Annotated in this window: 16 protein-coding genes and 3 pseudogenes; 2 read left to right on the plus strand and 17 right to left on the minus strand. The window is 68.7% G+C overall.

Features of this window, described 5'->3' with window-relative positions; all coding sequences use genetic code 11:
• The 5 genes and pseudogenes from AC27IO_RS08615 to AC27IO_RS08635 all read right to left on the minus strand — a co-directional run.
• A pseudogene (locus tag AC27IO_RS08615) lies at positions 1–748 on the minus strand (FAD-dependent monooxygenase); the annotation flags it as partial.
• 102 nt (positions 749–850) lie between these two features.
• Positions 851–3,374: pseudogene (locus AC27IO_RS08620) on the minus strand (putative bifunctional diguanylate cyclase/phosphodiesterase).
• 78 nt (positions 3,375–3,452) lie between these two features.
• Entirely contained in the window at positions 3,453–6,791 is a 3,339-nt protein-coding gene (locus AC27IO_RS08625; protein WP_498738456.1) for an EAL domain-containing protein, read from the minus strand.
• Positions 6,792–6,865: 74 nt separating this feature from the next.
• Entirely contained in the window at positions 6,866–9,781 is a 2,916-nt protein-coding gene (locus AC27IO_RS08630) for an aconitate hydratase (protein ID WP_272564904.1), read from the minus strand.
• A gap of 533 nt (positions 9,782–10,314) precedes the next feature.
• Positions 10,315–10,605: an H-NS histone family protein gene (locus tag AC27IO_RS08635; RefSeq protein ID WP_272548868.1), complete on the minus strand. Its 291-nt coding sequence runs from the start codon at positions 10,603–10,605 to the stop codon at positions 10,315–10,317.
• A 247-nt stretch (positions 10,606–10,852) separates the two neighbouring features.
• Between AC27IO_RS08635 and AC27IO_RS08640 the strand changes: the two genes are divergently transcribed.
• Positions 10,853–11,698 (plus strand): symmetrical bis(5'-nucleosyl)-tetraphosphatase, encoded by an 846-nt coding sequence (locus AC27IO_RS08640; protein ID WP_284408248.1) that lies wholly within the window; start codon positions 10,853–10,855, stop codon positions 11,696–11,698.
• A gap of 92 nt (positions 11,699–11,790) precedes the next feature.
• Here the strand turns inward: AC27IO_RS08640 and AC27IO_RS08645 are convergent, their stop codons facing one another.
• From AC27IO_RS08645 to AC27IO_RS08690, 10 genes and pseudogenes are all read right to left on the minus strand, one after another.
• Positions 11,791–13,260, minus strand: a complete 1,470-nt coding sequence (locus tag AC27IO_RS08645) for a DEAD/DEAH box helicase (protein WP_498738459.1) — start codon at positions 13,258–13,260, stop codon at positions 11,791–11,793.
• A 167-nt stretch (positions 13,261–13,427) separates the two neighbouring features.
• Complete coding sequence (gene ypfJ, locus AC27IO_RS08650; protein ID WP_498738460.1) at positions 13,428–14,306, minus strand: KPN_02809 family neutral zinc metallopeptidase; 879 nt, start codon at positions 14,304–14,306, stop codon at positions 13,428–13,430.
• A gap of 97 nt (positions 14,307–14,403) precedes the next feature.
• The gene (locus AC27IO_RS08655) at positions 14,404–14,637 is read right to left on the minus strand and encodes a hypothetical protein (protein ID WP_284405512.1); all 234 of its coding nucleotides are present in this window, start codon (positions 14,635–14,637) and stop codon (positions 14,404–14,406) included.
• Positions 14,638–14,792: 155 nt separating this feature from the next.
• Entirely contained in the window at positions 14,793–15,116 is a 324-nt protein-coding gene (locus AC27IO_RS08660; RefSeq protein ID WP_284429228.1) for a hypothetical protein, read from the minus strand.
• Between the two features lie 158 nt (positions 15,117–15,274).
• Positions 15,275–15,841, minus strand: a complete 567-nt coding sequence (dcd, locus tag AC27IO_RS08665; RefSeq protein WP_272564912.1) for a dCTP deaminase — start codon at positions 15,839–15,841, stop codon at positions 15,275–15,277.
• 96 nt (positions 15,842–15,937) lie between these two features.
• Positions 15,938–17,221, minus strand: coding sequence for a guanine deaminase (gene guaD / locus AC27IO_RS08670; RefSeq protein WP_284429229.1), 1,284 nt, complete (start codon positions 17,219–17,221; stop codon positions 15,938–15,940).
• A gap of 68 nt (positions 17,222–17,289) precedes the next feature.
• Positions 17,290–18,750: an FAD/NAD(P)-binding protein gene (locus AC27IO_RS08675; RefSeq protein ID WP_498738464.1), complete on the minus strand. Its 1,461-nt coding sequence runs from the start codon at positions 18,748–18,750 to the stop codon at positions 17,290–17,292.
• Between the two features lie 37 nt (positions 18,751–18,787).
• On the minus strand, positions 18,788–21,271 hold the full coding sequence (locus tag AC27IO_RS08680; protein ID WP_498738466.1) for a 3-keto-5-aminohexanoate cleavage protein: 2,484 nt from the start codon (positions 21,269–21,271) through the stop codon (positions 18,788–18,790).
• Positions 21,272–21,312: 41 nt separating this feature from the next.
• A pseudogene (locus AC27IO_RS08685) lies at positions 21,313–22,146 on the minus strand (3-keto-5-aminohexanoate cleavage protein); the annotation flags it as partial.
• Positions 22,147–22,263: 117 nt separating this feature from the next.
• Positions 22,264–23,235: a LysR substrate-binding domain-containing protein gene (locus AC27IO_RS08690; protein ID WP_498738468.1), complete on the minus strand. Its 972-nt coding sequence runs from the start codon at positions 23,233–23,235 to the stop codon at positions 22,264–22,266.
• Positions 23,236–23,387: 152 nt separating this feature from the next.
• Here AC27IO_RS08690 and AC27IO_RS08695 point away from each other — a divergent pair, with 152 nt between their 5' ends.
• Positions 23,388–24,143 carry a sulfite exporter TauE/SafE family protein gene (locus tag AC27IO_RS08695; protein WP_272564920.1) on the plus strand — a complete coding sequence of 252 codons (756 nt, stop codon included), beginning with the start codon at positions 23,388–23,390 and terminating at the stop codon, positions 24,141–24,143.
• 48 nt (positions 24,144–24,191) lie between these two features.
• Here AC27IO_RS08695 and AC27IO_RS08700 read toward each other — a convergent pair whose 3' ends face one another.
• Both AC27IO_RS08700 and AC27IO_RS08705 read right to left on the minus strand, forming a co-directional pair.
• A complete protein-coding gene (locus AC27IO_RS08700) occupies positions 24,192–25,286 on the minus strand; it encodes a BMP family ABC transporter substrate-binding protein (protein WP_498738470.1) in 1,095 nt (364 codons plus the stop codon).
• 259 nt (positions 25,287–25,545) lie between these two features.
• Positions 25,546–26,130 (minus strand): LysR substrate-binding domain-containing protein (locus AC27IO_RS08705; RefSeq protein ID WP_498738472.1); only part of this gene is annotated, 585 nt, incomplete at its 5' end.

Raw genomic sequence — 26,130 nt, forward strand, 5'->3', positions numbered from 1 at the left:
AGCCCGGCGGCGTTGGCGGCGTGGTCCCAGCCTCCAGGTCGTCCGGCGCCGGCCCTTGCACGATCACCACCAGGTTCTGCAGCTCGCCCCGGCGCACCGGGTACTGCACGGCATGCAGGCGCGGCCCCAGCCACGCGGTGACCTGGCGGGTGCGCAGCACGTCGGGCAGGGCGTGCTGCGGCACCAGCGCGCGGTAGGCCAGGTGCCCCGTCACGCGGGGGCGCGCGTCCCCCAGCAGCGCGGCGCGCGTGCGGCTCCACAGGCCATCGGCGCCCACCAGCGCATCGCCCTCCACCTCCTTGCCGCGGCTGGTGCGCACGGTGACGACGCCCTCGGCATCGGAGAAATGGTCGATGGCGTGGGCCAGCGAGATCTGCGTGTCGGTGTACTTGGTGACGGCGGCGAGCAGCAGCCCGTGCAGGTCGGCGCGGTGGATGGTGGCGTAGGCCGCGCCGTAGCGCGCCACGGCCGTGGGCCCCAGGGGCAGCACGGCCAGTTCGGCGCCGCTCAGCGCGCTGCGCACCTGCAGACGCTCCGGGAACGCGGCCACCGACTGCAGCCGGTGCTGCAGGCCCCAGGCCTGCAGCCGGCGCACGACGTTGGGGCCGAGCTGCACGCCCGCGCCCACTTCGCTGAAGGCCTCGGCGCGCTCGTACAGGCGCACGTCCCATCCCGCCCGGGAGGCGCCCAGCGCCGCCGCGAGCCCGCCGATGCCGCCGCCGGCGACCAACACCTGTTGTTTCTGCATGCGGGCGATTGTGCCCGCGGCGGGGCTGGCACCCACACGTGGTAGATCAAGGAAGAAGCGATCCCGCCCTTCGCAAGGGCCGGGTGCCGGCACCGCCGGGGCTCAGAGCGCGGGCCGCACCGCCCGCTCCAGCACCGTGGCGGGCGCCGGGCGCCCGAACAGGTAGCCCTGGAAGGCATGGCAGCCGTGGCGCTGCAGGAACTGCAGCTGGCCCGTGGTTTCGACGCCCTCGGCCACCACGTCCAGGTCCAGGCTGTGCGCCAGGGCGAGGATGGTGCGCACGATGGCCGCGTCGTTGGGGTCGGTCAGCACGTCGCGCACGAAGCCCTGGTCGATCTTGAGCTGGTCGATCGGCAGGCGCTTCAAGTAGCTGAGCGACGAGTAGCCGGTGCCGAAGTCGTCCAGCGAAAAGCCCACGCCGTGCGCGCGCAGCTTTTCCATGCGGGCGATCACGTCCTCCACGTCGGTGAGCAGCAGGCTCTCCGTGAGTTCGATCTTGAACAGCCGCGGCTGCGCCCCGCTCTCGCGCAGCGCCTGCAGCACCTGATCGACGAAGTCGGGCTGGCGGAACTGGCGCACGCTCACGTTCACCGACAGCACCAGGTGCGCCGTGGCCGCGCTGCGGGACCACGCCACGAGCTGCCGGCAGCCGTGCTCCAGCACCCACTGCCCCAGCGGCACGATGAGGCCGCTCTGCTCGGCCACCGGGATGAACTCGCCCGGCGACACCATGCCGCGCTGCGGATGCTGCCAGCGCACCAGCGCCTCGGCGCCGAGCATCTGGCCGCGCCGGTCCACGATGGGCTGGTAGTGCAGCATCAGCTCGCCCCCCCTGCAGCGCGCGGCGAAGCTCGGCTTCCAGGGCGGCCCGAGCGCTGACGGCGGCCTGCATGCCGGGGTCGAAGAAGCGCACGGCGTTGCGCCCGGCCGCCTTGGCCTGGTACATGGCCATGTCGGCGTGCTTGAGCAGGTCGTCCACGCTGCCCGCGGATTCGCCGAAGAGCGTGAGCCCGATGCTCGGCGTGCTGTGGTGGCTGATGCCGTCCAGCAGGTACGGCAGGCTCAGGGCGTTGCCGATCTTGCGCGCCAGCAGCGAGGCGTCGGCGCTGGCGGCCCAGGCCTCGGCGGGCAGCCCTTCGGCCAGCACCACGAACTCGTCGCCGCCGAAACGGGCCACGGTGTCGCTCTGGCGCACGCAGCCTTGCAGGCGCTGGGCGACCTGCACCAGCAGGCGGTCGCCCATGTCGTGGCCGAGCGTGTCGTTCAGGTCCTTGAAGTTGTCCAGGTCGATGAACAGCAGCACGCCGTGCCGCCCCGTGCGGCCGACGGACAGCGTGGCGCGGTAGAGCCGGTCGATCAGCAGCCGCCGGTTGGGCAGGCCGGTGAGCACGTCGAAGAACGCCAGCCGCTCGATCTCGGCCTCGACCTGCTTGCGGTCGGTGATGCTGCGGCCGACGCCCCGGTAGCCCTGGAACGCACCGGCCTCGTCGAACACGGGCACACCGCTGATCGACACCCAGTAGGCCGTGCCGTCCGATGCCAGCCGCTGCAGTTCGAGCTCCCGGAAGGGTTCGCGCGCATCGAGCAGCCGGCGGTGGGCCGCCCAATCCTCCTCGGTCATGTTGAGGGCGCCCAGCTCCCAGCGGGTGCGCCCCACGACTTCGCCGGGCTCCATGCCCACGGGGTTGCGCCCGCCCACGAAGTGGATGAACCGGAAGGACGCGTCCTGCTCCCAGTACCAGTCGGAGGAAAGGTCGCTCAGGCTGCGAAAGCGCGCCTCGCTCACCCGCAGTTCGGCCTGGGTGCGCACATGGTCGGTCACGTCGGTGAAGGTGCGCACCATGCCGCCGTCGGGCAGTTGCGTGGTGTGCACCTCCAGCGTGCGGCCGTGGCGCGTGCGGCGCCAATACACCGCAGGAGACGGAAGGCCGCCAGCGCTTTGCACATAGGCCCGCGCCTGCGCATCGACCAGTTCCGCGCTTTCGCCGAAATCGCCGCGCGCTTGCTGCAGCTGCTTGAGCTCCATCAGCGTGGGCCGGGCATCGAGCAGTTCGCGCGGCAGCTCCAGCAACTCCAGCACCCGGTCGTTGTAGACGGTGATGCGGCCGTCGGGCCCCACGGTGTACAGGCCCTGGCTCATGCTGGCCAGCGTGGTCTGCAGCAGCGCGCGCTGCGAAGGGGGTTCGTCCGGCCACGGCAGCGCGGGCAAGGCGGCGGGCATCGAACCGTGCGGCGCATGCGCCTGCAGCAGCGCCGCCAGCCGCTGGGCCAGTTGCGGCAGGTGCGCGCCGCCTTCGGCGCGCAGCACGTAATCCCCGGGCCCCAGGCGCAGGGCACGCGCGGCGAGCGCCTCCTGCGCAGGGTCCAGGCAGAGCACCAGGGGCTGGGTGCGCGCCTGGGCCGCCCAATCCGGCAAGGCGTTCGCACCGCGTTCCAGGTCCAGCACCAACGCCTGGCAGGCCTGCGGCACCGCGACCACAGGGGACCGCGCCACGCCATCGCTACCGGCCGCGAATTCCGCGGGGGACACTTCCCAGTCGGGGCGGTGGCTGGCCAGCCAGTGCATCGCCGCGCGGGCCGGTGCCGCGCCAGCGCCCACCCATCCGATGCGCGGCCGCGCCGCCATGGCGGTGGATACCGGCGCCCCCGCCCGTTCCCAGAGGGCACTGGGCGGGTGCGGCAGGGGGAGCGGTGGAAAGCGCGCTCATGCCACGCCAGCTTCTGCGGCCGCAGGCAGGGTGCCCGGCAATTGCTGGTCGCGTTCGAACTGGGCCACCGGGCTCGGCCTGCCGAACAGGTAGCCCTGGAAGCCTTCGCAGCCGTGCAGCTTGAGAAAGGCCAGTTGTCCCGTGGTTTCCACCCCTTCGGCGACCACCTGCAGGTCCAGGCTCTTGGCCAGGGCGAGGATGGTGCGCACGATGGCGGCATCGTTGGGATCGGTGAGCACGTCGCGCACGAAGCCCTGGTCGATCTTGACCTGGTCCAGCGGCAGCCGCTTCAGGTAGCTCAGCGATGAATAGCCCGTGCCAAAGTCGTCGAGCGAGAAGCCCACGCCCTGCTTCTTGAGCTGGGCCATGCGCTGGATCGCATCCTCGATGTCGCCCAGCAGCAGGCTCTCGGTCAGTTCCAGCTTGAGCCGCTGGGGGTTGGCGCCCGTGCGCTGCAGCGTCTCCAGCACCTCGGCCGCGAAGGCCGGCTGCCGGAACTGCCGTGCACTCACATTGACGGCGATGGTCAGCCGCGCGGTGTCGGGGTGCTCGGCCCATCGCACCAGCTGCTCGCACGCCGATTCGAGCACGAAGCGCCCCAGCGGCAGGATGAGCCCGGTCTGCTCGGCCAGCGGGATGAAGTCGCCGGGACTGATCATGCCGCGCTCCGGGTGGCGCCAGCGCACCAGGGCTTCGGCGCCGCACAGCTGCGCGCGGTGGTCCACGATGGGCTGGTAGTGCACCGTGAGTTCGTGGCGGGCCAGACCCTGGCGCAGATCGGCTTCCAGGTGCGAACGGGCATGCACCTGGGCCTGCATTTCCGGGTCGAAAAAGCGCTGCGTGTTGCGGCCTTCGGCCTTGGCCTGGTACATCGCCAGGTCGGCGCGCTTGAGCAGCTCGTCCACGCTGCGCGGCTGGTCGCCGAACAGCGTGATGCCGATGCTCGGCGTGCTGTAGTGCTGCTGCGTGCCCAGCATGAAGGGCTGGTTGAGCTGCAGCAAGAGCTTGTCGGCCACGTGCTCGGCCTGCGTCGCTGCCTCGGTCAGCCCGGCATCGAGGTTTTCCAGCATCACCACGAACTCGTCGCCGCCGAAGCGCGCCACCGTGTCGGTGGCACGCACGCATGACACCAGGCGCGTGGCCACCTGCGCCAGCAGCTGGTCGCCCATGTCGTGGCCCAGCGTGTCATTCAGGTCCTTGAAGTTGTCCAGGTCGATGAACAGCAACGCGCCCAGCTGGCCGTTGCGCTGGCAGACGGCGCTGGCGCGCTGCAGGCGGTCCAGCAGCAGGCGGCGGTTGGGCAGGCCGGTGAGCGCATCGAAGAAAGCCAGCAATTCGATCTGCTGCTCGGCCTTCTTGCGGTCGGTGATGTCGCGGCACACGCCCAGCAGCCCGGTGACATGGCCGTGCAGGTCGCGGATGGGGGTCTTGATGGTTTCGAAGTAGCCCTCGTAGCCGTCCTCCTGGAACGTCAGGGTCTCTTCGTACACCAGTGGCTGCCAGGCAGCCATGGCGCGCTGGTCGAGCTGGCGCACCCGCTGGGCCTCGACGGCGGGTAGGAGATCGTCGTCCGACAGACCGATGATGTCGCGCTCGCGCCGCCCGATGAAGCGCTCGAAAACGGGGTTGCACGACAGGTAGCAGCCGTTCGCATCCTTGAGGAACACCACGTCGGGGATCGCGCTCACCAGGCTGGCCAGGCGGGTGCGTTGCTGCGTGAGTTCCAGCGCCATGCGCTTTTGCTCGGTCAGGTCGAACGCGAACACCACCACGGCCACCGTGCGGCCATCGGCGGCGACCTCCGGCACCAGCGTGGTGTGCCAGAACTGGGCGCCATGGGTTTTGGGAATGCGGTGCTCGAACACCACCGTCTCGCCCTGCAGCGCCCGGTCGAAATGCGGCTGGATCGGGGCCATCAGGTCGGCGGGCAGCACGTCCACGAGGAACTGGCCTTCGAGTTCCTCGACCGGACGGCGCAGCCAGTGCGCCTGCGAAGGGTTCACGTACACGATGCGCAGATCGCGGTCCAGCCGCGAGACACCGCCCGGCAGGTGGCTGAGCAGGCTCGCCAGTTGCACCTCGTGCGCGCGGCTCAGGTCCTGGGCCTCCCGCTGCTCCGTGACGTCGGTCAGCACGCCGTCCCAGATCACGCGGCCCTTGTCCAGCGGCCGGGGGGTGGAGCTCATGCGCATCCAGCGCAACTGGCCGTTGGCCACGCGCATGCGTACCACCGAGTCGCCGACGCCCATGGTGCGGTAAGACGCCTCGTCCGACGCAGCGCAGGCCAGGCGGTCCTGCGGCTCCATCTGCTCGAAGAACAGGGTGGCATCGTTCACCACCGCCTGGGCCGAAATGCCGTTCAGGCGCTCGATCGCATCGCCCATGTGCACGAAATGCCAGCGGCCGTCTGCCTCGCGCACGCGCTGGTACAGGACGCTGTCGGGCAGGTTGCGGCCCAGCAGCTGCAGGCGGCGTTCGCTCTCCAGCAACCGGGCCTCGGCCTCGCGCGCACGGGCGAACGGCATGCGGATGCCGGCGATGAACACCGCCTGGAACATCAGCGCATACCCCAGCACGCGCAAGGCGTGCGCGAACGTGTCGACGAAGACCGGGTGCAGCGGGTACAGCAGCATGGCGAATTCCGCCAGCGCCAGCGCCGCCGCCGCGCAGGCCATGATGCGCCGGCGCCCCCGGCCGCGCTCGTTGCCAGCGGTGTCGTCCACCCGATACATGACCCAGGCGGCCATCGCCATGGCACCGCCGAGCAAGGCATCCGCCCCCATGGCGAAACGCTCGCCATGCGCCAGTCCAAACTGCTCGGGCAACCCGCTGGAGGCGGACCACACGAGCACCAGCGACACGCCGGCCGAGGCCACGGCCCAGGCCCGGCCGGGCCCGTGGAACGAGACCCGCAAGGCGAACAGCAGCAGGGTCAGCGCCTCGACCCCATGGGCCAGCAATCCGAAGTAGGAAGAGACATTCGCCCGCGTGACGGACGCCATGCTTTCCATCTGGTGCAGCAGGACGGCGTGAAGGAAATTACAGACCGCAGCGGTCGCCAGCCCCGCCACGAGCACGTTGGCGCGGCCTTGCTGCGTGTCGTCGAGCATGTGCAGGGACACCGCCACGGCCAGCAGGCCGATGAGCACCACCACCATGTCGAGGAAAGGCTCCAGGCCGTGCAGCCCCTGCAGGCCCGAACCCAGCAGTTGCACCACCGGCACCAGCAGCAGCGCCAGTACCGCCACCACCAGCATCAGCGTGACCGCGGGCGCCTCCGACAAAAGCGTCCGCGCGATGGCTGCAGTGACCGGACGGTGGGGAGGGGAGGTCATGGCGGCGGCGGGTTACCTGAACATATCGTCACAAGTGTATCGGGCCGCTCGCCCCCTGGGCGGATGTCCCCCAATCAGGCGGTCAACAACTGCCGAAGCACATAGGGCAGGATGCCGCCGGCGCGGTAGTAGTCCACCTCGATCGGCGTGTCGATGCGCAGCGTGACCGTGACCTCCTGGCGCGACCCGTCGGCCCGGCGGATCGTCAGCAGCGCGTCGCTTTGCGGGGTGAGTTCCGAATCCGGAGCCACGTCGATCGTCTCGTTGCCGGTCAGGCCCAGCGACTCCCAGGAATCGCCCGCCTTGAACTGCAGGGGCAGCACGCCCATGCCCACGAGGTTGGAACGGTGGATGCGCTCGAAGCTCTTGGCCACCACCGCCTTGATGCCCAGCAGCTGCGTGCCCTTGGCCGCCCAGTCGCGGCTGGAGCCGGTGCCGTATTCCTCGCCCGCGAAGATCACGGTGGGGGTGTCTTGGGCGATGTACTTCATGGCCGCATCGAAGATGAACATCTTCGTGCCCTGCAGCTCGCCCTCGTTCTGGAACAGCGTGACGCCGCCCTCCTCGCGCGAGCCGTCGGCGGTGGGCGGAATCATCAGGTTCTTGATGCGCACGTTGGCGAAAGTGCCGCGCATCATCACATCGTGGTTGCCGCGGCGCGCGCCGTAGCTGTTGAAGTCCTGCTTCATCACGCCGTTGTGCAGCAGCCACTGCCCGGCGGGCGAGGTTTCCTTGATGGAGCCCGCCGGCGAGATGTGGTCGGTGGTGATCGAGTCGCCGAACAGCGCCATGATGCGTGCGCCCACGACCGACTCCGACGCCTTGGAGCCGTCCGCGCCCACCGCCCGCTCCTTGGCCTCCAGCGTGAACCGCGCGAAGAAGGGCGGCTCCGCGATGTAGGTGCTGGCGGGCCAGTCGTAGGTGTCGCCCTTCACGCCCTTGATGTTGTTCCAGAGCGCGCCCGGGTCGGTCTTGACCTTGCCGTAGTTGTCACGGAAGGCCTTTCCGTTCATGGCGTAGCGCATCAGCGCGTGGATTTCATCGCTGGTGGGCCAGATGTCGCCCAGGTACACGTCGCGCCCGCCCTTGCCCTTGCCCACCGGCTCCGTCATGAGGTCGCGCAGCACCGTGCCGGCGATCGCGTACGCCACCACCAGGGGCGGGCTGGCCAGGAAGTTGGCCTTGATGTTGGGGTGGATGCGGGCCTCGAAATTGCGGTTGCCCGACAGCACCGCGGCACAGACCAGATCGTTGCCGGTGATGGCTTCGTTCAGCTCGGGCGCCAGGTCGCCGGCGTTGCCGATGCAGGTCGTGCAGCCATAACCTGCCAGCGCGAAACCGAGCTTTTCCAGATAGGGCATCAGACCGGTTTCGGTGAGGTATTCCGTGACGATGCGGGAGCCGGGCGCGAGCGAGGTCTTGATGTGCGGCCGCACTTTCAGGCCGGCCTCCACGGCCTTCTTGGCCAGCAGTCCGGCGGCCAGGAGCACGCTCGGATTGGAGGTGTTGGTGCAGCTCGTGATGGCGGCGATCAGCACGTCGCCGTTGCCGATGGTGGGGTCCACCCCCTTGGTCGGCAGGCGCACGGCGGCATCGGCATGCGTGACCGCCAGCGGCGGCTTGTTGTGCTCCATCTCGACCAGGAAACGCGGGCCACCCGCAGGAGCGGGCTTCTCCGCCGGGACCGCCTCGCTCACGCCTTCGTCGCCCCGGTGGATGTGGTGCCGCGTGTGCAGCAGTTCGGCCGGGCGGTTGAAGCCGTTTTCCGCCGCGGGCTTGCTGAACAGCGACACGAAGTCGCTGCTCACGTTGCCCAGCTCGATCCGGTCCTGGGGCCGCTTTGGTCCCGCGAGGCTGGGGGTCACATCGCCCAGGTGCAGGCGCACGATCTTGGAGTAGTCGATCTCGCCGGCGAGCGGCACGCCGAAAAGGCCCTGGGCGCGGAAATACGCCTCGAACGCTTCGATCTCGCTGTCGGTGCGGCCGGTACCCTTGAAGTAATCGATGGTCTTTTCATCCACCGGGAAAAAGCCCATCGTCGCGCCGTACTCGGGCGCCATGTTGCCGATGGTGGCCCGGTCGGGCAGCGACAGCGTGCGCGTGCCCTCGCCGAAGAATTCCACGAACTTGCCCACCACCTTGTGCTGGCGCAGGATCTCGGTCACCGTGAGCACCAGGTCGGTGGCGGTCACGCCTTCGCGCAACTGGCCGGTCAGCTCGAAGCCCACCACGTCCGGGGTCAGGAAATACACCGGCTGCCCCAGCATCGCCGCCTCGGCCTCGATGCCACCCACGCCCCAGCCCACCACGCCGATGCCGTTGATCATGGTCGTGTGGCTGTCCGTGCCCACCAGCGTGTCGGGGTAGTACACGCCATCGGCCCTCTTGTGCACCCCCCGCGCCAGGTATTCCAGATTCACTTGGTGGACGATGCCGAACCCGGGCGGCACCACGCCGAAGGTATCGAATGCCTGCATGCCCCACTTCATGAATTCGTAGCGCTCGCGATTGCGCTGGAATTCCAGCTTCATGTTCAGGTCCAGCGCCTTTTTCGTGCCGTAGTGGTCCACCATGATGGAGTGGTCCACCACCAGGTCCACGGGCACCAGCGGCTCGATCTTCTTGGGCTTCTTGCCCAGGCGCTGGGCCACGCTGCGCATGGCGGCTAGATCGGCCAGCAAAGGCACTCCGGTGAAATCCTGCAGCACCACGCGCGACACGACGAAGGGAATCTCGTCCTTGCGGTCGGCCACCGGCTGCCAGCGTGACAACTGTTCCACGTGTTCCGCCGTGACCTTGCGGCCATCGCAGTTGCGCAGCACCGATTCCAGAACGATCCGAATCGAAACCGGCAGCCGTTTGATCGACGGGTATTGCTTGGCCAGTGCCGGGAGCGAATAGAACTTGCCGCTTTTACCGGACCCCGTCGTGAAATTCTTCAGGGTGGATGCGAACGCGTGGCGGGAAACCGGGGGTGACATCGAGGCCATGTAGTGCTACTCCTGTGGGGACGAGAGCACCTATTCTGGCAGTCCTACATATCGATGCAATCGTGGGGTAATCGCATGCACGACATTTCAGAGAGTCCACCGCCAAACTCCAGGCAAAACGCCCGATCACAAGGCCTGCCGTCCTACGCCATGGGAACCGCAGCGCGAGTAAGTGCGCAACCATATACCGCGGGCCATTCGATTAATGAAATACCGCACCGTGGAATCTCCATTTTTATTGAATCATCTCTCTTGAAATTAATCGCTGTGCAGCAGCACCCCTGATGAAGGTGAAGCCAATTCCCAATGGTTGGGATTTCGAGACAAGACGCAACGCAGAAAGCACTCAGTGCACCCATGAACGGAAAGCCAAGACACACATCATGGATGCCCATGCCGCCCAACCAAACGGAACGGTATTCCGTGGCCATGAAAAAAGCCCGCCAAGGCGGGCTGTTTATTGCGTGGGTTGCTCTTGCCAATCCGCAGCGCCGACAAGGTCTGCGCGGGATCTGGAATTCAAGGTTTGCCCATCAAATGGCGAATTGCTCGCGGTCTTGGTTCTGGATCCACTTGGGAGCCTTGCCACGGCCCGTCCATGTCTGGCCCGTCGCAGGATCGCGATATTTGGGAGCGACTTTGACGCCGGCGCTGGCACTGCGGGCGCGGCCCGTAGGAAATACGTCCTGGGCGGTCAGGCCATACTCCGCCACCAGATTGCGAACCTGATTGATGGCATCGGAAAGTTCGCGGCGACGTGCTTCGCCGATTTGCTGCTCAAGTTCTTCACGCTGTTTCAGCAGGTCTTTGTAGCTAGTGCTCATGGTAGTGTGCGGAGATTAATAACGAAGGCCGCATTATAGGTATCTTTCAATATCGTGCAGAGAAAGCGGGCGCAATCCACCTCTTGAATAACCCATCGATTTCTGGAATTTCGGGGAACTCTGCCAGCTCAGCCATATCGAAGCGCGCGCCCCGATTTGCATCGGCTGGGCTATCCCGGCCTGGGCGATTACCTGGCACAACTCCTTGCAGCCGCGACAATGCAGGTTTACCACCTTCGGAAACGCCATGGCGCTCTACTGCATCGGGGATATTCAAGGCTGCGATACGGCATTGCAGCGCCTGCTGGACCACATCGGGTTCTCTCCCAGCCGGGACACCGTTTATTTGCTGGGCGACCTGGTGAACCGAGGCCCTGATTCCGCAGCCGTGCTGCGCCGCTGCATGCAGCAGGGTGACAGCCTGCGCAGCCTGCTGGGCAACCACGACCTGCATCTTCTGGCGGCCGCCCACGGGGCCCGCAAGCCTTCCCGCCGCGACACGCTGGACCAGGTGCTGCAGGCACCCGACCGCGAGGCCCTGCTGGACTGGCTGCGCCACCAGCCGCTGGCACGCCAGCATGTGCATGGTGGAGAGCCCCTGTTGATGGTCCACGCGGGCGTATTGCCCTCGTGGTCGGCCCAGGATGTGCTGGCGCATGCCGACGAGGTGCAGGCCGTGCTGCGCGGTGCCGACATGCCCGCATTCCTTCACGCCATGTACGGCAACACCCCGGACCGCTGGGAACCCACGCTGACGGGGACGGACCGCTTGCGCGTGATCGTCAATGCCTTCACACGATTGCGCTTCTGCACACCCGAGGGCGCCATGGATTTCGAGAGCAGCGAGGGTGCCAGCGCTGCCCCCGCCGGCCTGGTGCCGTGGTTCGAAGCACCGGGCCGAAAAACGCAGGACGGGCTGGTGGCATTCGGGCACTGGTCCACCCTGGGCTGGATGAACCGCTCCAACCTGTTGGCGCTGGACACCGGTTGCGTGTGGGGAGGCTGCCTCAGCGCGGTCCGCTTTGGCCGCACGTTGGCAGACCGCGAGCACTGCCATGTCGATTGCGAGGAGGCGCAAAAGCCAGGGGCCTGAACAAGAACGGGCCACCCACTGCCCAACGGCAATAAGAAATCACCCAGGGCCTGAGCGGGTCTGGCCCCGGCCGACGGATCGGCCCTGGGCGCTCACTGCGAGGAGGTTTCGGTTTCGGGCTGCACGGCCTTGAACAGGGCCGCCACCTTGCGTTTGGGCTTGATGTTGGCCGAGATGCCGCTGCGCGCCGGCTGGGCCTTGGACGCGGACTCCCAATGGGGCGCCGCCTCGGTGGCCGGTGCCTCGTAGGGCTTGTCGAAGAACGGATCGCGGGGTGCCGAAGGGGCGCGGTAGCTGCTGCGCGGCGCGCTGCCGCGCGGGTCGAGCGCCTCGCCGCCCCGCTCACGCCGGCCACCTTCGCGCTGGCCATCCTCGCGCCACGCGCGCTGACCGTCGTTGATGCGGCCGCGGGGGCGGTCTTCCTCGTACTCGAGGGCTTCGAGATCGATCTTCTTCTTGATGAGCTTTTCGATGTCCGCCACCAGGCGCGTGTCGCTGCTGGACACCAGCGTGACCGCCAGGCCCGAGGCGCCTGCGCGGCCCGTGCGGCCGATGCGGTGCACGTAGTCCTCGGCATTGAACGGCACGTCGAAGTTAAACACGGCCGGCACATCCTTGATGTCCAGTCCGCGTGCCGCCACGTCGGTGCACACCAGCAGATCGACTTCGCCCTGCTTGAAGGCATCGAGCGCCTTCAAGCGTTCGTCCTGGCTCTTGTCGCCATGCAGCGCCGCGGTTTTGAGGCCTTCGCGCTCCAGGCTGCGGGCCAGCCGGGCACAGCCGAGCTTGCTGTTCACGAAGATGAACGCCTGCTTCAGGCCCCGCGTCTTCAGCACCTGGTGGATGGCGCGGCGCTTGTCGTCGTCGTTGGCGCTGTAGAAACGCTGCTCCACCGTGGAAGCCGTTTCGTTGGGGCGCGCCACTTCGATCGTGATCGGGTCTTGCAGGTAGCTGCCTGCCAGGCGCTTGATCTCGGGGGAGAACGTGGCGCTGAACAGCAGCGTGGTGCGCTGCTTGGGCAGGTACGAGAGGATGCGCTGCAGATCGGGCAGGAAGCCGATGTCCAGCATGCGGTCGGCTTCGTCGAGCACCACGTACTCGACCTGGTTCAGCACCGCATTTTTGGCTTCGATGTGGTCCAGCAGCCGACCGGGCGTGGCCACGAGCACTTCCACGCCTTTTTTCAGCTCCAGCGTCTGCGGCTTCATGTCCATGCCGCCGAACACCACGGTGCTGCGCAGCTTGGTGTACTTGGCGTACAGGGCGACCTGCTGGGCGACCTGGTCGGCCAGCTCCCGCGTCGGCAGCAGCACCAGGGCGCGCACCGGATGGCGGGCGGGGGAGGTGGAGCTGTTTTCGTGCTTGAGCAGGCGCTGCAGCAAGGGCAGCGAGAAGGCGGCCGTCTTGCCGGTGCCTGTCTGGGCCGCACCCATCACGTCCTTGCCAGTCAAGACGACCGGAATGGCCTGCTCCTGAATGGGCGTCATGGACTCGTAGCCCATTTCGGCCACGGCGCGTGCCAGCGGTTCAGCCAGCGATAAATTGGAGAAAGAACTTGTCATTTAGCCCGCTATTGTCGCACCAGGGGCTGAACGGGGTGTTTTTTCGGGTAGGCATTCGTGTGCCAAAGGCACGATGCTATTCAATTCATAGCACCATACGATGGCTGTAAAAGCGCAAACGCCACCCCAGGCATTGCAGGGTGAACGCTTCCACTGCGGCGTTCACACTACAGGCTGCGGGCCGAAAACGTGTCGCAAGCCTTCACGCTGCCGTTTTCCAGGCCTGCATGGAACCACCGCTGGCGCTGCGCGCTGGTGCCGTGGGTGAAGCTGTCCGGCACGACGGCGCCGCCGCCCGCCCGCTGCAGGGCGTCGTCCCCGATCTTGGCTGCGGCGTTCATGGCCTCCTCCACATCGCCCTGCTCCAAGATCTGGCGGGCATTCTGGGCATGGTGGGCCCAGACCCCGGCAAAGCAGTCGGCCTGAAGTTCCAGGCGAACGGACAGCTGGTTGTACTGCACCTGGCTGACGCGGCCGCGCATCTGGTCCACTTTGGCGCTGATACCCAGCAGGTTCTGGACGTGGTGGCCCACCTCGTGGGCGATCACGTAGGCCTGGGCGAAATCCCCCGGTGCGCCCAGCCGGTTCTTCAAGGTTTCATAGAAGCCCAGGTCGATGTACACCTTGCGGTCGCTGGGACAGTAGAACGGGCCCATCGCCGCCTGGCCGGTGCCGCAGGCAGTGGGTGTGGAACCACGGAACAGCACGAGCTTCGGGTCCTGATAGGCGTTGCCACCCTGGCGGAAGATGTCGGTCCACACGTCTTCCGTGTCGGCCAGGACGGTGGAGACGAAGCGCGCCATCTTGTCGTCGGCCGGCGGGCGATGTGCCGGCGCCTGCTGGACCTGGGCGGGAGCGCCTCCGCCGCCGCTCAGCAGTCCCAGAATCGTCAGCGGATTGATCCCGAAAATCCAGCCCCCCAGTAACGCCACCACGATGGTGCCGATGCCGATGCTGCGGCCGCCGAACACCGGCATGCCCCCACCGCCGCCGCCATCGCGGCGGTCCTCGACGTTGTCCGACTCGCGGTTGCCTTCCCATTTCATACGGTTCTCCTGCTCGCACCTGCGGGTGCGGTGCGCCGGATGTTACGCCCGTGCCGCACGCCGGGCAGCAGTTCCCATGGGTCGATTCGCGACGCCATCAAGGCTGCGGCTCGCTGAACGAGGGCGCGTCCACCGCTGCATAGGTGGCCGGTGAACTCTGCAGGCCCCGGGGCGCCCAGTGCGCCTGACGCTCCGATGCCTGCTGCACCTGCCCCTGCACCACCCAGCCCAGCGCGACGAGTTGCGCCGCGATCACCACGCTGCCGATCACGATGGGCCAAGGGCGCAGCGTCGGGGCGGGGGACACAGGGGGATGGAAATCGTCGTGCATGGGAGTCTCTTGCGGATGGGGCTGAAATGGATGGGTGGGATGCTAGGCAGCGCGCCAGGGTCGAAAACCCGGTCGATGGCCTGCGGGGGCGTAGGACGCGGCCGGTCCAGAGGCATCCACACAACGCGCCGACCTTCAGGCGCTCCCTGCCTGTATCAACGCGTGCACCAATGCACGCTGGCGGCGGCGGGCTCGGCGTCTTCGAAATACCCGGACAACTCCTGCACCAGGGCTTGCAGGGCGCATCCCGGAAGGGCGCGAGCAATTTCGATCTGCTGCAGGGCGTAGGTGCGGTCGCCGAGCATCATGGCGGCGCTGATGCAATGGCCACGGGCAGCCATCTGCAGCAGGAAGGCATCAAGCGCTTCGGCGGGCCAGTAGCAGCGGTGGGTACTGCCTCCCGAAGCCTCGTGCAGCACATGCGAAAGGCCCGTGCGCTCGGCCTGGAGAGACGATACGGCGTGGTGGGTGGCAGGCATGGTGGGCTCCTCAGGCAGCGTTCTGCGTGGGATTTACAGCATCCAACCGGATGCAACACAGAACCTGGCTGAATCGTAAAAAACCGTAGCCGCCTCCGCTCACGGCAAAAAAAGCCGTGGCGGTGTAGGACTCCACCGCCCGAAAAATCAGGCGCGTATCAGGCCTTGGGCAGGGTGACGCCGCTTTGTCCCTGGTATTTGCCGCCCCGGTCTTTGTAACTCACGTCACAAACCTCGTCGCTTTCGAAAAACAGCACCTGGGCGCATCCCTCGCCCGCGTAGATGCGGGCCGGCAGCGGCGTGGTGTTGCTGAATTCCAGCGTGACATAGCCCTCCCACTCGGGCTCGAACGGCGTCACGTTCACGATGATCCCGCAGCGGGCATAGGTGCTCTTGCCCAGGCAGATGGTCAGCACGTTGCGGGGGATGCGAAAGTACTCCACCGTGCGTGCCAGCGCGAAGCTGTTGGGCGGGATGATGCAGCTGTCGCCTTCGAAGTCGACGAAACTCTTTTCATCGAAGTTCTTCGGGTCCACCACGGTGCTGTGGATGTTGGTGAACACCTTGAATTCCGGCGCGCAGCGGATGTCGTAGCCATAGCTGCTGGTGCCGTAGCTGATGATCTTGCGGCCTTCCGCTTCACGGACCTGGCCCGGCTCGAAGGGCTCGATCATTCCGGTCTGCTCCGCCATGCGGCGAATCCACTTGTCGCTTTTGATGCTCATTGCTCACTCCTGCTGGGCCGCCATTGTAGAGAGGACGCGCGGGCAGGCACTATATTTTTCATAGCGACCTGCGCTAGTGCAACCTGCGCCAGGGGCCTATTCGGCTTGGGAAACCACGGTGCGCTCGATCACCCGGTCGTCGCCCAGCACGATCATCGCGAAGAGCAGTTCGTCCAGGTTGGCCGCGTGCGCGGTCTTGCGCGCCAGCAGCGGCGTGGCGCGCGGGTCCAGCACCACGAAGTCGGCCTCGCACCCGGGCTGCAGGTTGCCGATGACGCCCGCCAGCCCCAGCGCGCGCGCCGCGCCGGCCGTGTGCTGCCACCACAGCGCCTGCGGCGAAAGCGACAGGCCGGGCTTCGTCTGCCCTTCACGCCCCACGTAGTAGGCGGCGAGCATGGTGTGGAACGGGCTGAAGCTCGTGCCGCCCCCCACATCGCTCGCCAGTCCATAGCGAAAGCCGACCCGGTCGGCCCCGGCGTAGTCGAAGAAGCCACTGCCCAGAAACAGGTTGCTGGTGGGGCTGACCGCCGCCACCGCCCCGGTGTCACGCATGAGCGCCCGGTCGGCATCGTCAAAGTGGATGCAGTGGGCGTACACGGCGCGCTCGCGCATCAGCCCGAAGTCGTCGTACACCGACAGGTAGCTGCGGGCCGCGGGAAACAGCTCGCGGGCCCATCGGATCTCGTCCAGGTTCTCGGCCACGTGCGACTGGATCCACACGTCGGGGTATTGCGCGGCCAGTTCGCCCGCACCGCGCAACTGGGCTTCGGTGCAACTGGGCGCGAACCGCGGCGTGATGGCATAGCCCAGCCGGTCCTGGCCGTGCCAGCGGCGGATCAGCGCCTCGGTGTCGCGCAAGGATTGTTCGGTCTGGTCGCGCACGCCATCGGGCGAGTGGCGGTCCTGCAGCACTTTGCCGGCGATCAGGCGCAGTCCGCGCGCCTGCGCCTCGCCCATCAGCGCGTCCACCGACGCCGGGTGCGAGGTGGCGAACGTGAGCGCGGTGGTCACGCCGTTGCGCAGCAATTCGTCCAGGAACACGGTGGCCACGCCGGCGGCATAGGCCGGATCGGCAAAGCGGGACTCGTGGGGAAAGGTGTAGTTTTCCAGCCAGGGCAGCAGGCCGTCGGCGGGCGAGCCGATCACGTCGGTCTGCGGAAAATGCACGTGCATGTCGACGAACCCCGGCGCGATGATGCGGCCGGGCCAATGCACCACCGGCCATTGCGCGTAATGGGCCGCCAGGGTGTTCCAGGCGCCTGCGGCCTGGACGCGCTGGCGCCCCTGGGCATCGGGGCCGATGGCCAGCAGGCCGTCTTCTTCATACAGGGCCGAATGGTCGTCGTCGAAACGCAGCAGGCCGGAGCGGTAGATTTGCATGGCGGCAGCTTAACGCCGGGCACGGCGCCTTTCATGCGCCGCAGCGCATGGGGCCCATACCGGCGGCGCTACCCCGCCACCCGCTCCCGGGGCGGCAACGCCTCGCGGTCTCCGACCGCCGTCGGGGCGGCTGAGCGGCCCAGTTGCCCCGCGATGCGCTGGGCGTGCAGCAAAAGCCGCTCGATGGCAGACACGTAGAACAGCGCGCCCTGGGTCAGCGCCCCGATGGCGAACAGGCCGGGCTGGCCCAGCACCTGAAAGCTTTGCGCATCGATCGCGATGCCGCCCAGTTCGTGCTGGCGGATCAGGCCGCGGTCGATGAGGTTCTCGATGAGCGGCGAATCGATGCGCGCCAGGTTGCCGGCCACGCCGGTCGCATCCAGGATGCCGTCGAGCGCCAGCGTTCCGCCAGCCAGTTCCACCTGGAATCCCGGCCGGCCCTCCGCCAGCCGGGTGGCCCGGTAGCCGGGATGCACGGTCAGCCGGCCCGCCTGGAGCAGCGCCTGGATCTTGCGCGCGTTGTCCAGCGGCATCGGGTGCCGGTAGCTCATCCAAAGGCCCTGGTATTTGCGAAAGAACCGGCGCTTCTGGTCCGGACGCAGCGCGGTCCAGTAGCGGTCGATGTCCTCCTTGGTGGCGTCCAGCTGCAGCTGCCAGTCCCGCACGGCGTGGGCCGCCTCGATCTCCCGGCCGATGCGGACCAGGGGGTCGCGGATCGTCATGAGGCCCGGGTATTCGTGCCCACAAGGATGGCTTTCGCGGAACCAGCGCAGGAAGCCGCGCAGCGTGTCGCCCGCATAGCGGTGCTCGGGGCGCACCAGGGGCGTGGTGGGCAAGGCGCCGCGCACCAGGGGCAACTGGCCGGAATGGGAAAACATGTGGATGCGCTCCACACCGAGCCGGCCCAGCAGCAGCGCCATGTCGATGGCCGTGAGCTTGGTGCCCAGGATGCCGATGCGTGCGTTCCGCGGCAGCTCGGCCTTGATGGCACCCAGGTTGTGGTACGGGTTCGCGTGGTAGTGCGCCACGCCCGGAAACGGCGAGCGCTTTTTGAGATGCCCCAGCGCCAGCACGACCTGGTCCACATGCCAGGCATGCTGGGCCGTGGCCACGTGAAAGCCACTGGCCCCGCGCTCGATGTCGGTCACCGCCTGCGCCACGCGCACCAGCTTCACGCCGCGTGCGGCGAACGCGCTCTCGGCCTGGTGGGCGACATCCTGCAGGTAGGCCCCCATGAGCGAGCGCCGCACGTATCCGCCGGGCGCTTCGGCCTGCCCCGCGCAGAGCTGCTGCAGCCAGCGGTCGAACCCGTCCGGCTCGCCGGTCCGGGCGCTCAGCAACGACGAAGCCATGTTGAGGATGAACTCGCCGTCGTTGGTGTCCCGGCCATAGGGCAGTCCCGGGCCGAACCCGCCGGACTCGTCGAACAGCAGCACCTCGGAAATCCCGGCATGGCCGCCCATGCGGCTCAGCGCTTGCGTGACGAGGGTGCCGCTGCAGCCGCCCCCGATGATGGCGATCCTGGCCATGGTCATGTCTCCTTCGCGGATGCGGTGCGCCGCCGCATCAGGCGGCACCACCGGCCAGGGCCAGGTCCGCCGCGCGATCCCGGGCCGCGGACACGGGGCGTGATGGGGAGCCATGCCGTGCGAAATGCTGGCGCAGCAGCATGTCGGCGCGCAGCGAGGCGGGAGCGGTCTGCAGCAGCGTTACCAGTTCGACCAGAGAAGCGGGCGCGCCTTCCAGGTAGCGGCGGATGGAGTGCCCGTCGTGCAGGCGCACGGGGTCTTCCCGCAGCACCACGCCCGCCAGCCGCAGCAGCAGCTTCTTTTGCTCGCCCTTGCGCAAGATCCAGTGCGCGCTGCCGTAGCGGAACGCCTCGTCGTCGCGGTGCGGCAGGAGCGGCGCCAGGCTCCAGAGCCCGTTGCCGCTGCCGCACAGGTAGTCCGGCGTGGTGGTGCCGGCCACGCTGCGCACATCGTTCAGCGCGGTGACGTCCACGGTGGGTGTGCCGAGCACGGACAGGTTCACATCGCAGGCCGACGCGAACGACAGGGCGACGGAGCGGTTGAAGATTTCCTCCTGCTCCTGCACCGAATAGCCCAGCCGCTGCAGGTCGGCCCGGGCGGCGTTGTCGATCTGTTGGATGGTCGCGATGCCGGAGCTGTGCGCCAGGAAATGCAGCCGCACCAGGTCTTCGATGCCCTGGAAAGAGAGCCGCCCCGCCGGCTGCCCGTCGCGGTTCAGCGGCCGGCCCGCCGCATCGCGCTCCACCAGCCCGGTGACCGTCCAGGCCAGCGCCCGCGGCAACGCGACCAGCCGGGGCAGCACCACGCGCTCGTAAATGAGGCGGGACGAGTGGCTGACCACCTGCGCATGCGCTTTCGTGTTGAGCGTGAAGCGGTTGTGCAGCATGCTGGATTCGATCAGCACGGTGCCGTCGGCATCGAGGCCCGCGTGCGCGATGCCGAGCACCTCGGCGGCGGCCTGCGTGCGCTCCAGGAACCGGGCAAACGTGGCCGTGAGCCCGGTGGAGAGCTTCAGCCCCTCCGGGTAGTGGGTGGTGGGCGTGCTCGGCAGGACGATCCATGCGCCGCGGGCGATGGCGCCCTGCACGGCCGCCACGTCCATGTCGATGGGCCCCGCCAGGCCGCCGCTGCGCGGCGCGTCCCGGTACACCCGGATGCCGGCGCTCTTGGGCTCGGCCTCCGAATCGGCCCGCAGGGCCACCGCCCGCTCGTGGATGGCCTCGAACAGCACGGCCATGGCGGCGCTGTAACCGGGCTCGCTGCGCACGGCGGTATGGACGATGTCGGTGCGGTCGTCCGTGTAGTGGCAGGGAATGGCGGTGAGGAATTCGAGAAACCGCCCCTCTGGCCCCTTGAACTGCGCAGGCGGCACCTGGTAGGCATGGGGCGGCAGGCCCGCTTCGGTAGCCATGGCCTGCAGTGCCGCGTCCCACCGGCCGCCGGGGCGCTGGCGCTCGGCCAGCAACTCGCGCACGAAGTTCAGGGCCTGCAGCGGATAGACATGCCGGAACGCCGCCGCACCTTCACGGGGATAGCGATCACGCTCCTCCACGAAAAAGCGCGCGTACAGCCCATGGTCGCGCAGGGCCGCGAGCGCGAGGTCGCCCGCACCCGGTGCCTGCCGATCGGGCGGCAGGTGGTTGGCCGCGGCCTCCAGCGCGTCCAGGAACCGGGATTCCCGGGCCGCGTAGGCGGGCTGCAGCGGTGCCAGCGCCGCCAGCACGGCGCTGGCCATGGCACGGGGGCGGTCCAGCGGCACGGTCGCGGCCAGCGGCTGCAGCCGGGCGATCGCGGCCTGCAGCAGCGCCACATCGGGATGGGGCATGTCCAGCGCCACGCGCGTTTCCTCGGCCGTCAACACCGTGACCCCCAGGGCCTGCAACTGCTCGCGCACATAGCGCACCTGCTCCGCCGTGGTGCCGCGGCGCCAGCCGCCCGCCACCTCGGGATCCGGCACGTTCAAGGCATCTTCCAGGCCCACCCGCACGCCGTCGAGGCCCAGGGCCACAGCCATGCGGGGCAGCAGCACGATCATCGGGCCGGGCACGAGGGCGGACACCTTGGCGCCAGGGCACTCCGCGCGGATGCGCGCCACCACCGGCCGCAGCCGCGCCACCGCCTGGGCCAGGGCCTGTTCGAAGGCCTCTGCAGAGCCCTCTGCCAGCAGGCGCAGGATGTCCTTGCGCTCTTGCACCGGCAGCAGGGAGTCGTCCTGCACCCCGCCCTCGGGCAGGCGCCGGTGCTGGTCCACCCCCACCACCAGCATGAACAGCACCGGCCCACCCACCGAACGCAGGCCGGCCTGATAGGACCCCAGAGCGCCGTCCAGGATCGCGCCGTTGAACACCTCCACCTCGGGCCGCACACCCCATTGCCGGCAGTGCGCGATCTGCGCCGCCAGGAAGGCCGGGGGGTTTTCATAGCCGCCCCCCGCCTGGAAGACCACCGGCCCGGGGCTGAAGGAGCCCATCTCCGGCGCGCGCTGCTGCGCACCATAGGCCCGCAGATGCACCCGGCGCACGGGGCTTTCGAAGTCGGCGGCGCGCCCCGCAAGCTGGTGGACAGGTTCAGGATGGCGGCAGGCGCCGCCTGGTGCAGGCGGGGCACGATCGCCGCGTACTGCGCTTCGTCGATGTGGTTGGCCTGCCGCCCCAGGCGCACCGGCACGGCCACCCCGGGCACGTGCACCGGGTGCTGGCCGCTGCAGTCCCGCGTGTGCAGGTGCACGATGGCGGCCCCCTCGCGCACGGCCGCCACGCTCTGCGCGACGATGGCTTCGGGTGCGATGGGCAGGTGCGGCGATGCGGTCCTGCCCGGGTTCCAGTGGCCCGCGCCGTGGTCGGCCCAGCCGCGCTCGCGCAGGGTGTCCAGCAGCTGCGGCGCCTCGGCCTGCAACGCGGCCACCAATGCGGGCGGCAGGTAGGTCTCGATCGTTTCCGCGCGCCATGCCAGATCGCCGGCGCCCGCCACGTCCCAACCCTGGGAGGTGAGCGTCAGCACCAGCTCGCGCGCCGTCTTCGCCGAGGCGATGCGGTGCAGGGCCACACCCGGCAGATGCCGGCGTGCCTCCACGTCGCCCAGGCGGCGGCCCGGCGCCTGGGGCCCGTCCGCCGCGCTGGCCACCTGCAGGGCGTCCAGGCTGTCGCAGATCCCCAGGCCGCCGGCCGGCACCGCCTCCCAGCCATCGGCGGCCAGCCGATGGGCCAGGCCCATGCCCTGGGCGTCCGCGGCCTCGATCGACCGGGCAGGCAGGAATTTCGGCTCCCGGGCCAGGGCTTGCTGTGGAACGGCGCCCACAGGCGCTGCCGTGATGAACATTCGCATCGACCTTCTCCCCTTGGTTTTTTCTGAACCCGCCGCGCGCCGCGGCCGGCGCATCGCGCGCCTGGCGGGCATGTCGGTGGCATTACAGCAATGCCCGGGGCGCACGGAAACTATCCCTTCGGGTAGTTGCCAGACCGGCGCAGATGAAACCCAGGCCAGCAAGGAGCCCAGTGAGCGGCGTGCCCGGCGCTATGCCGCGTCGCCTGCCTGCGCTGCCGCCTGCCGGGCGCAGACCGCGCGCAGCGCCGCCACGAACAGCGATTGCTCTTCGTAGCGAGCGCCCTCGGTCCGCTGGAACAGCGTGATGGGCGGCAGCGTCCAGCCGAAGCGGTGGGCGACGATGCCCACACCCGCGATGCGGGCCAGTTCCTCCGCGATGTCGGCGGGCACGATGGACACCGCTTTTTCGTTGGCCGCGATCAGCTCGCCGATGAGCTTGGATGACAGGCTCTCGACGAACGGCGCGGGCGGCGCCACCCCCGCGCGCAGGAAGAAATCGGTGATCTGCTCGCGCATGGGCGTCTGGCGGGCGCCCAGAATCCACTCCAGCCGGGCCAGTTCCTGCCAGGCCAGGGGCCGGCGCCCCAGCCGGGCGGCGAGGCGGCGGTGGGTGATGAGGCGGGGCTCCTGGTGGTAGAGCACCTCATGCTCCAGCCCCTGCATGTCGAGCACGGCCGATGCACGGCCGATCACGCAGTCCAGTTCGTGCTGGCGCAGGCGCTCCAGCAGGCGGTCGCTGGTGCCTTCGTGGATGGTCACGGTCACCTGCAGGCCCTGCGGCCGCGTCTGGCCGATGGCGGCCGCCAGCAGCCGCCCGGACACGAAAGGGATCACGCCCACCTGCAGGTGCGCGGCGCGGCCCAGGCCCACGGCCTCGATGTCGCGCACCCAATGGCCCAGGTCCTCCAGCATCGCCCGGGCCCGGGCGATGACCAGCTCCCCCAGCGCCGTGGGCGCCATGCCGCGCGCGGAGCGGTGGAACAGCGCGCCGCCGAACATGGCTTCCAGCTCGGCCAGCGCGTGGGTGACGGCCGGCTGGCTGGTCGCCATGCGGTGCGACACGCGGGTGAGCGACCCGTGTTCCGCAATCATGCGCAGCAGCACCAGGTGGCGTATCTTGAGCCGCGACGCGAGCCGGGCCTCCATCTCGGCAGGGGTCATTGAACGTTCCCAGAGCCATATCGATTGGCTTATGGGACAATACTAAATGAGAAAGATTGGCTCATGCGGCTCCCCCACAATCGCAGCCCATGCGGCGGCGGCCCTGCGGGGCCGGACGCCTTCCAATCCAAAAAAAGGGGGAGAAGCGCGCAATGGAAACGATCTACTGGGTGGTCGGCATCGGGGCCGTGGTGGCCGGGTTCGTGCAGGGGCTGTCGGGGTTCGCGTTCGGCATGGTGGCCATGTCGTTCTGGGCCTGGACGCTGGAGCCGCGACTGGCGGCGGCGCTGGCGGTGTTCGGGGCGCTCACCGGGCAGATCGTCGCGGCGGTGTCGGTGCGCCGCGGCTTTGACGTGCGCACGCTCGCGCCGTTCGTGCTAGGTGGTCTGCTGGGCATTCCGCTGGGCGTGGCCTTGCTGCCACGGCTGGACATGGTGTGGTTCAAGACGCTGCTGGGCGCCCTGCTGGTGCTGTGGTGCCCGACCATGCTGATGGCCAAGCGCCTGCCGCGCATCCGCTCGGGTGGCCGCGTGGCCGATGGCGTCGTGGGGCTGGCCGGCGGCGTGATGGGCGGCATCGGCGGATTCACCGGCACGCTGCCCACGCTGTGGTGCACCCTGCGCGGCTACGAGAAGGACCAGCAGCGCGCCGTGATCCAGAACTTCAACCTGTCGATGCTGCTGGTCACCATGGGCACCTACCTGGGCACTGGCATGGTCACGCGGGACATGCTGCCGTTCTTCGCCATCGTGGCGCCGGCGATGCTGGTGCCCACGCTGCTCGGCACGCGGCTGTACATCGGGCTGAGCGACGTGGCCTTCCGGCAGATCGTGCTGGGCCTGCTCACCGCGTCGGGCGTGGCCTTGCTGGCCTCGTCGCTGCCGCAGCTGGTGGCGCGCCACCTGTAGCGGCCGAAAGAGAGGACGGCCCCTCGCCAAGGCCCCTCTCCGCCCTCTTCAGCGCTGCACGCCCTCGACCAGCCAGTTCATCTGCAGGATCTGCGCATCGCCGAGGGTCTGGCCCGCGGCGATGACCTCGCGGCCGGTGTTGTCGCGCACGGGCGTCGCGCCCGCGCGGAACGGGTGGAAGCGCCCCTTGGCGATGTCTTCCTGGCGGGCCAGCACCTCGGCCTTCACAGCCGGCGGCACCTTGCTGCCGAAGCCCTCGACGCGGATCATGCCTTCGCGCACGCCGCCCCAGAGGTTGCCGCTTTTCCATGTGCCCTGCGCCACGGCGCGCACGCGTTCGGTGTAGTAGCCGCCCCACTGGTGCGTGACGGCGAGGATCTGCGCGTCCGGCCCCATTCGGCGCATGTCGGAGTGGTAGCCGATCGCGAGCTTGCCGCGCTCCTGGGCCGCGGCCATCACCGCCGTGGAGCCGGTGTGGAAGACCACCACGTCCACGTTCTGGTTGAACAGCGCCATGGCCGCATCGCGTTCCTTGGGCGGGTCGAACCACACGTCCAGCCACACCAGCTTGACCGTGGCCTGGGGGTTGACCGAGCGCAGGCCCAGCGTGAACGCATTGATGCCCTGCAGCACCTCGGGGATGGGAAAGCCGGCCACGTAGCCTGCCACGTTGGTGCGCGTCATGCGCCCGGCGGCGACGCCAGCCAGGTAGCGGCCCTCGTAGTAACGGGCGTTGGCCGTGGCCACGTTGGGCGCGGTCTGGTAGCCGGTGATGGATTCGAACTTCACGCCGGGATAGTCCCGCGCCACCCGCAGCGTGGGCTCCATGTAGCCGAAGCTGGGCGTGAAGATGATCTGGTGTCCCGTGGCGGCCAAGTCGCGGATGACGCGCTCGGCGTCCGCGCCCTCGGCCACGTTCTCCACGAACGTGGTGCGCACGCGGTCGCCCAAGGCAGCCTCGACGGCCTTGCGGCCCTCGTCGTGCTGGCGCGTCCAGCCCGCTTCGGTGATGGGCGAGACATAAACGAAGCCGGCCTTCACCACGGCCGGGGGGACGGTCTGGGCGGTGTGGCTGGTTTGGGAAAAGGCGGGGGAAAGCCAACAGCAAGCGGCCACGAGCGTGGCTGCGAGGTTTTTGTACATGGTGGTCCTCTACATGGTCCCGGGAGATGGAAACGCGAAAGGCGGCCGGGACAGCCGCCTTTCGGGGAGCGCGATTGTAGTCAGCCGGCCCGCCCCCCCGTGCCGGCAGGGCCATGCGGGCGGGCGCCCCTGCGGCCATCCGGGCCGAGGGCTAGAAGGGCCGCCATTCACCGACCAGGAGCGAAAAGTGCCTCCAGCGCAACTAGAACTAGGGCATGCCGCTATATTTTCAATAGCAATCCGCACGGACGTGCGGGGATCAGCCAAAGCCCGCCGCCAGCACCCCGCGCGCCTCGCGCACGAAGTCCGACTCCCCGGCCCGGGGCGGCAGCAGATAAAAGCCCGCCTGCGGCAAGGCCGGCAGGCCGTGGGGCGCCGGCAGCACCCGCACGCCGGGGCACAGCGCCGAGGCATTGAGGCAGGCCACGCCCAGGCCCGCGGCCAGCGCCGACTGCAGCCCCGCCACGCCCGAGGCCAGCAGCGCGATGCGGTAAGGCACCCGGCGGCGTTCCAGCAGCGACACGGTGAACTGGTGCAGCGAACAGCTGTCGGGCAGCGCGAGCAGGCGCAGCGGCTCGCCCCGCACGCGCGTGACGCCGGGGGCGGCCATCCAGTGCAGGGCCTCCTGGCGCAGCAGCGACGCCTTCGCCGTGGCGGCATTGGCGGCAGGCCGTGCGCGGGCCGCGCCGGCCGTCGTGCGCGCGGCGGGCAAGGCCATGGTCAGCCCCACGTCGAACTCGCCGCCGGCATAGCCCGCTTCGACCAGCCCGCTTTTCTGCACCGTGACCTGCAGCCGCACCTGCGGGTACTGCGCCTCCACCCGCGCCAGCAGGCCCGCCAGATC

This window comes from Acidovorax sp. KNOB132, from assembly GCF_057541515.1.

Coding starts and splice junctions, on each gene's coding strand:
- guaD (WP_284429229.1), bottom strand. CDS start 17,221: ATGCAAATCTACCGCTCCGGCCTGCTGCGTTTCGACGACGACCATTCG.
- AC27IO_RS08630 (WP_272564904.1), bottom strand. CDS start 9,781: ATGGCCTCGATGTCACCCCCGGTTTCCCGCCACGCGTTCGCATCCACC.
- AC27IO_RS08655 (WP_284405512.1), bottom strand. CDS start 14,637: ATGCACGACGATTTCCATCCCCCTGTGTCCCCCGCCCCGACGCTGCGC.
- AC27IO_RS08675 (WP_498738464.1), bottom strand. CDS start 18,750: ATGGCCAGGATCGCCATCATCGGGGGCGGCTGCAGCGGCACCCTCGTC.
- ypfJ (WP_498738460.1), bottom strand. CDS start 14,306: ATGAAATGGGAAGGCAACCGCGAGTCGGACAACGTCGAGGACCGCCGC.
- AC27IO_RS08645 (WP_498738459.1), bottom strand. CDS start 13,260: ATGACAAGTTCTTTCTCCAATTTATCGCTGGCTGAACCGCTGGCACGC.
- AC27IO_RS08635 (WP_272548868.1), bottom strand. CDS start 10,605: ATGAGCACTAGCTACAAAGACCTGCTGAAACAGCGTGAAGAACTTGAG.
- AC27IO_RS08700 (WP_498738470.1), bottom strand. CDS start 25,286: ATGTACAAAAACCTCGCAGCCACGCTCGTGGCCGCTTGCTGTTGGCTT.
- AC27IO_RS08695 (WP_272564920.1), top strand. CDS start 23,388: ATGGAAACGATCTACTGGGTGGTCGGCATCGGGGCCGTGGTGGCCGGG.
- AC27IO_RS08660 (WP_284429228.1), bottom strand. CDS start 15,116: ATGCCTGCCACCCACCACGCCGTATCGTCTCTCCAGGCCGAGCGCACG.
- dcd (WP_272564912.1), bottom strand. CDS start 15,841: ATGAGCATCAAAAGCGACAAGTGGATTCGCCGCATGGCGGAGCAGACC.
- AC27IO_RS08690 (WP_498738468.1), bottom strand. CDS start 23,235: ATGACCCCTGCCGAGATGGAGGCCCGGCTCGCGTCGCGGCTCAAGATA.
- AC27IO_RS08625 (WP_498738456.1), bottom strand. CDS start 6,791: ATGACCTCCCCTCCCCACCGTCCGGTCACTGCAGCCATCGCGCGGACG.
- AC27IO_RS08640 (WP_284408248.1), top strand. CDS start 10,853: ATGGCGCTCTACTGCATCGGGGATATTCAAGGCTGCGATACGGCATTG.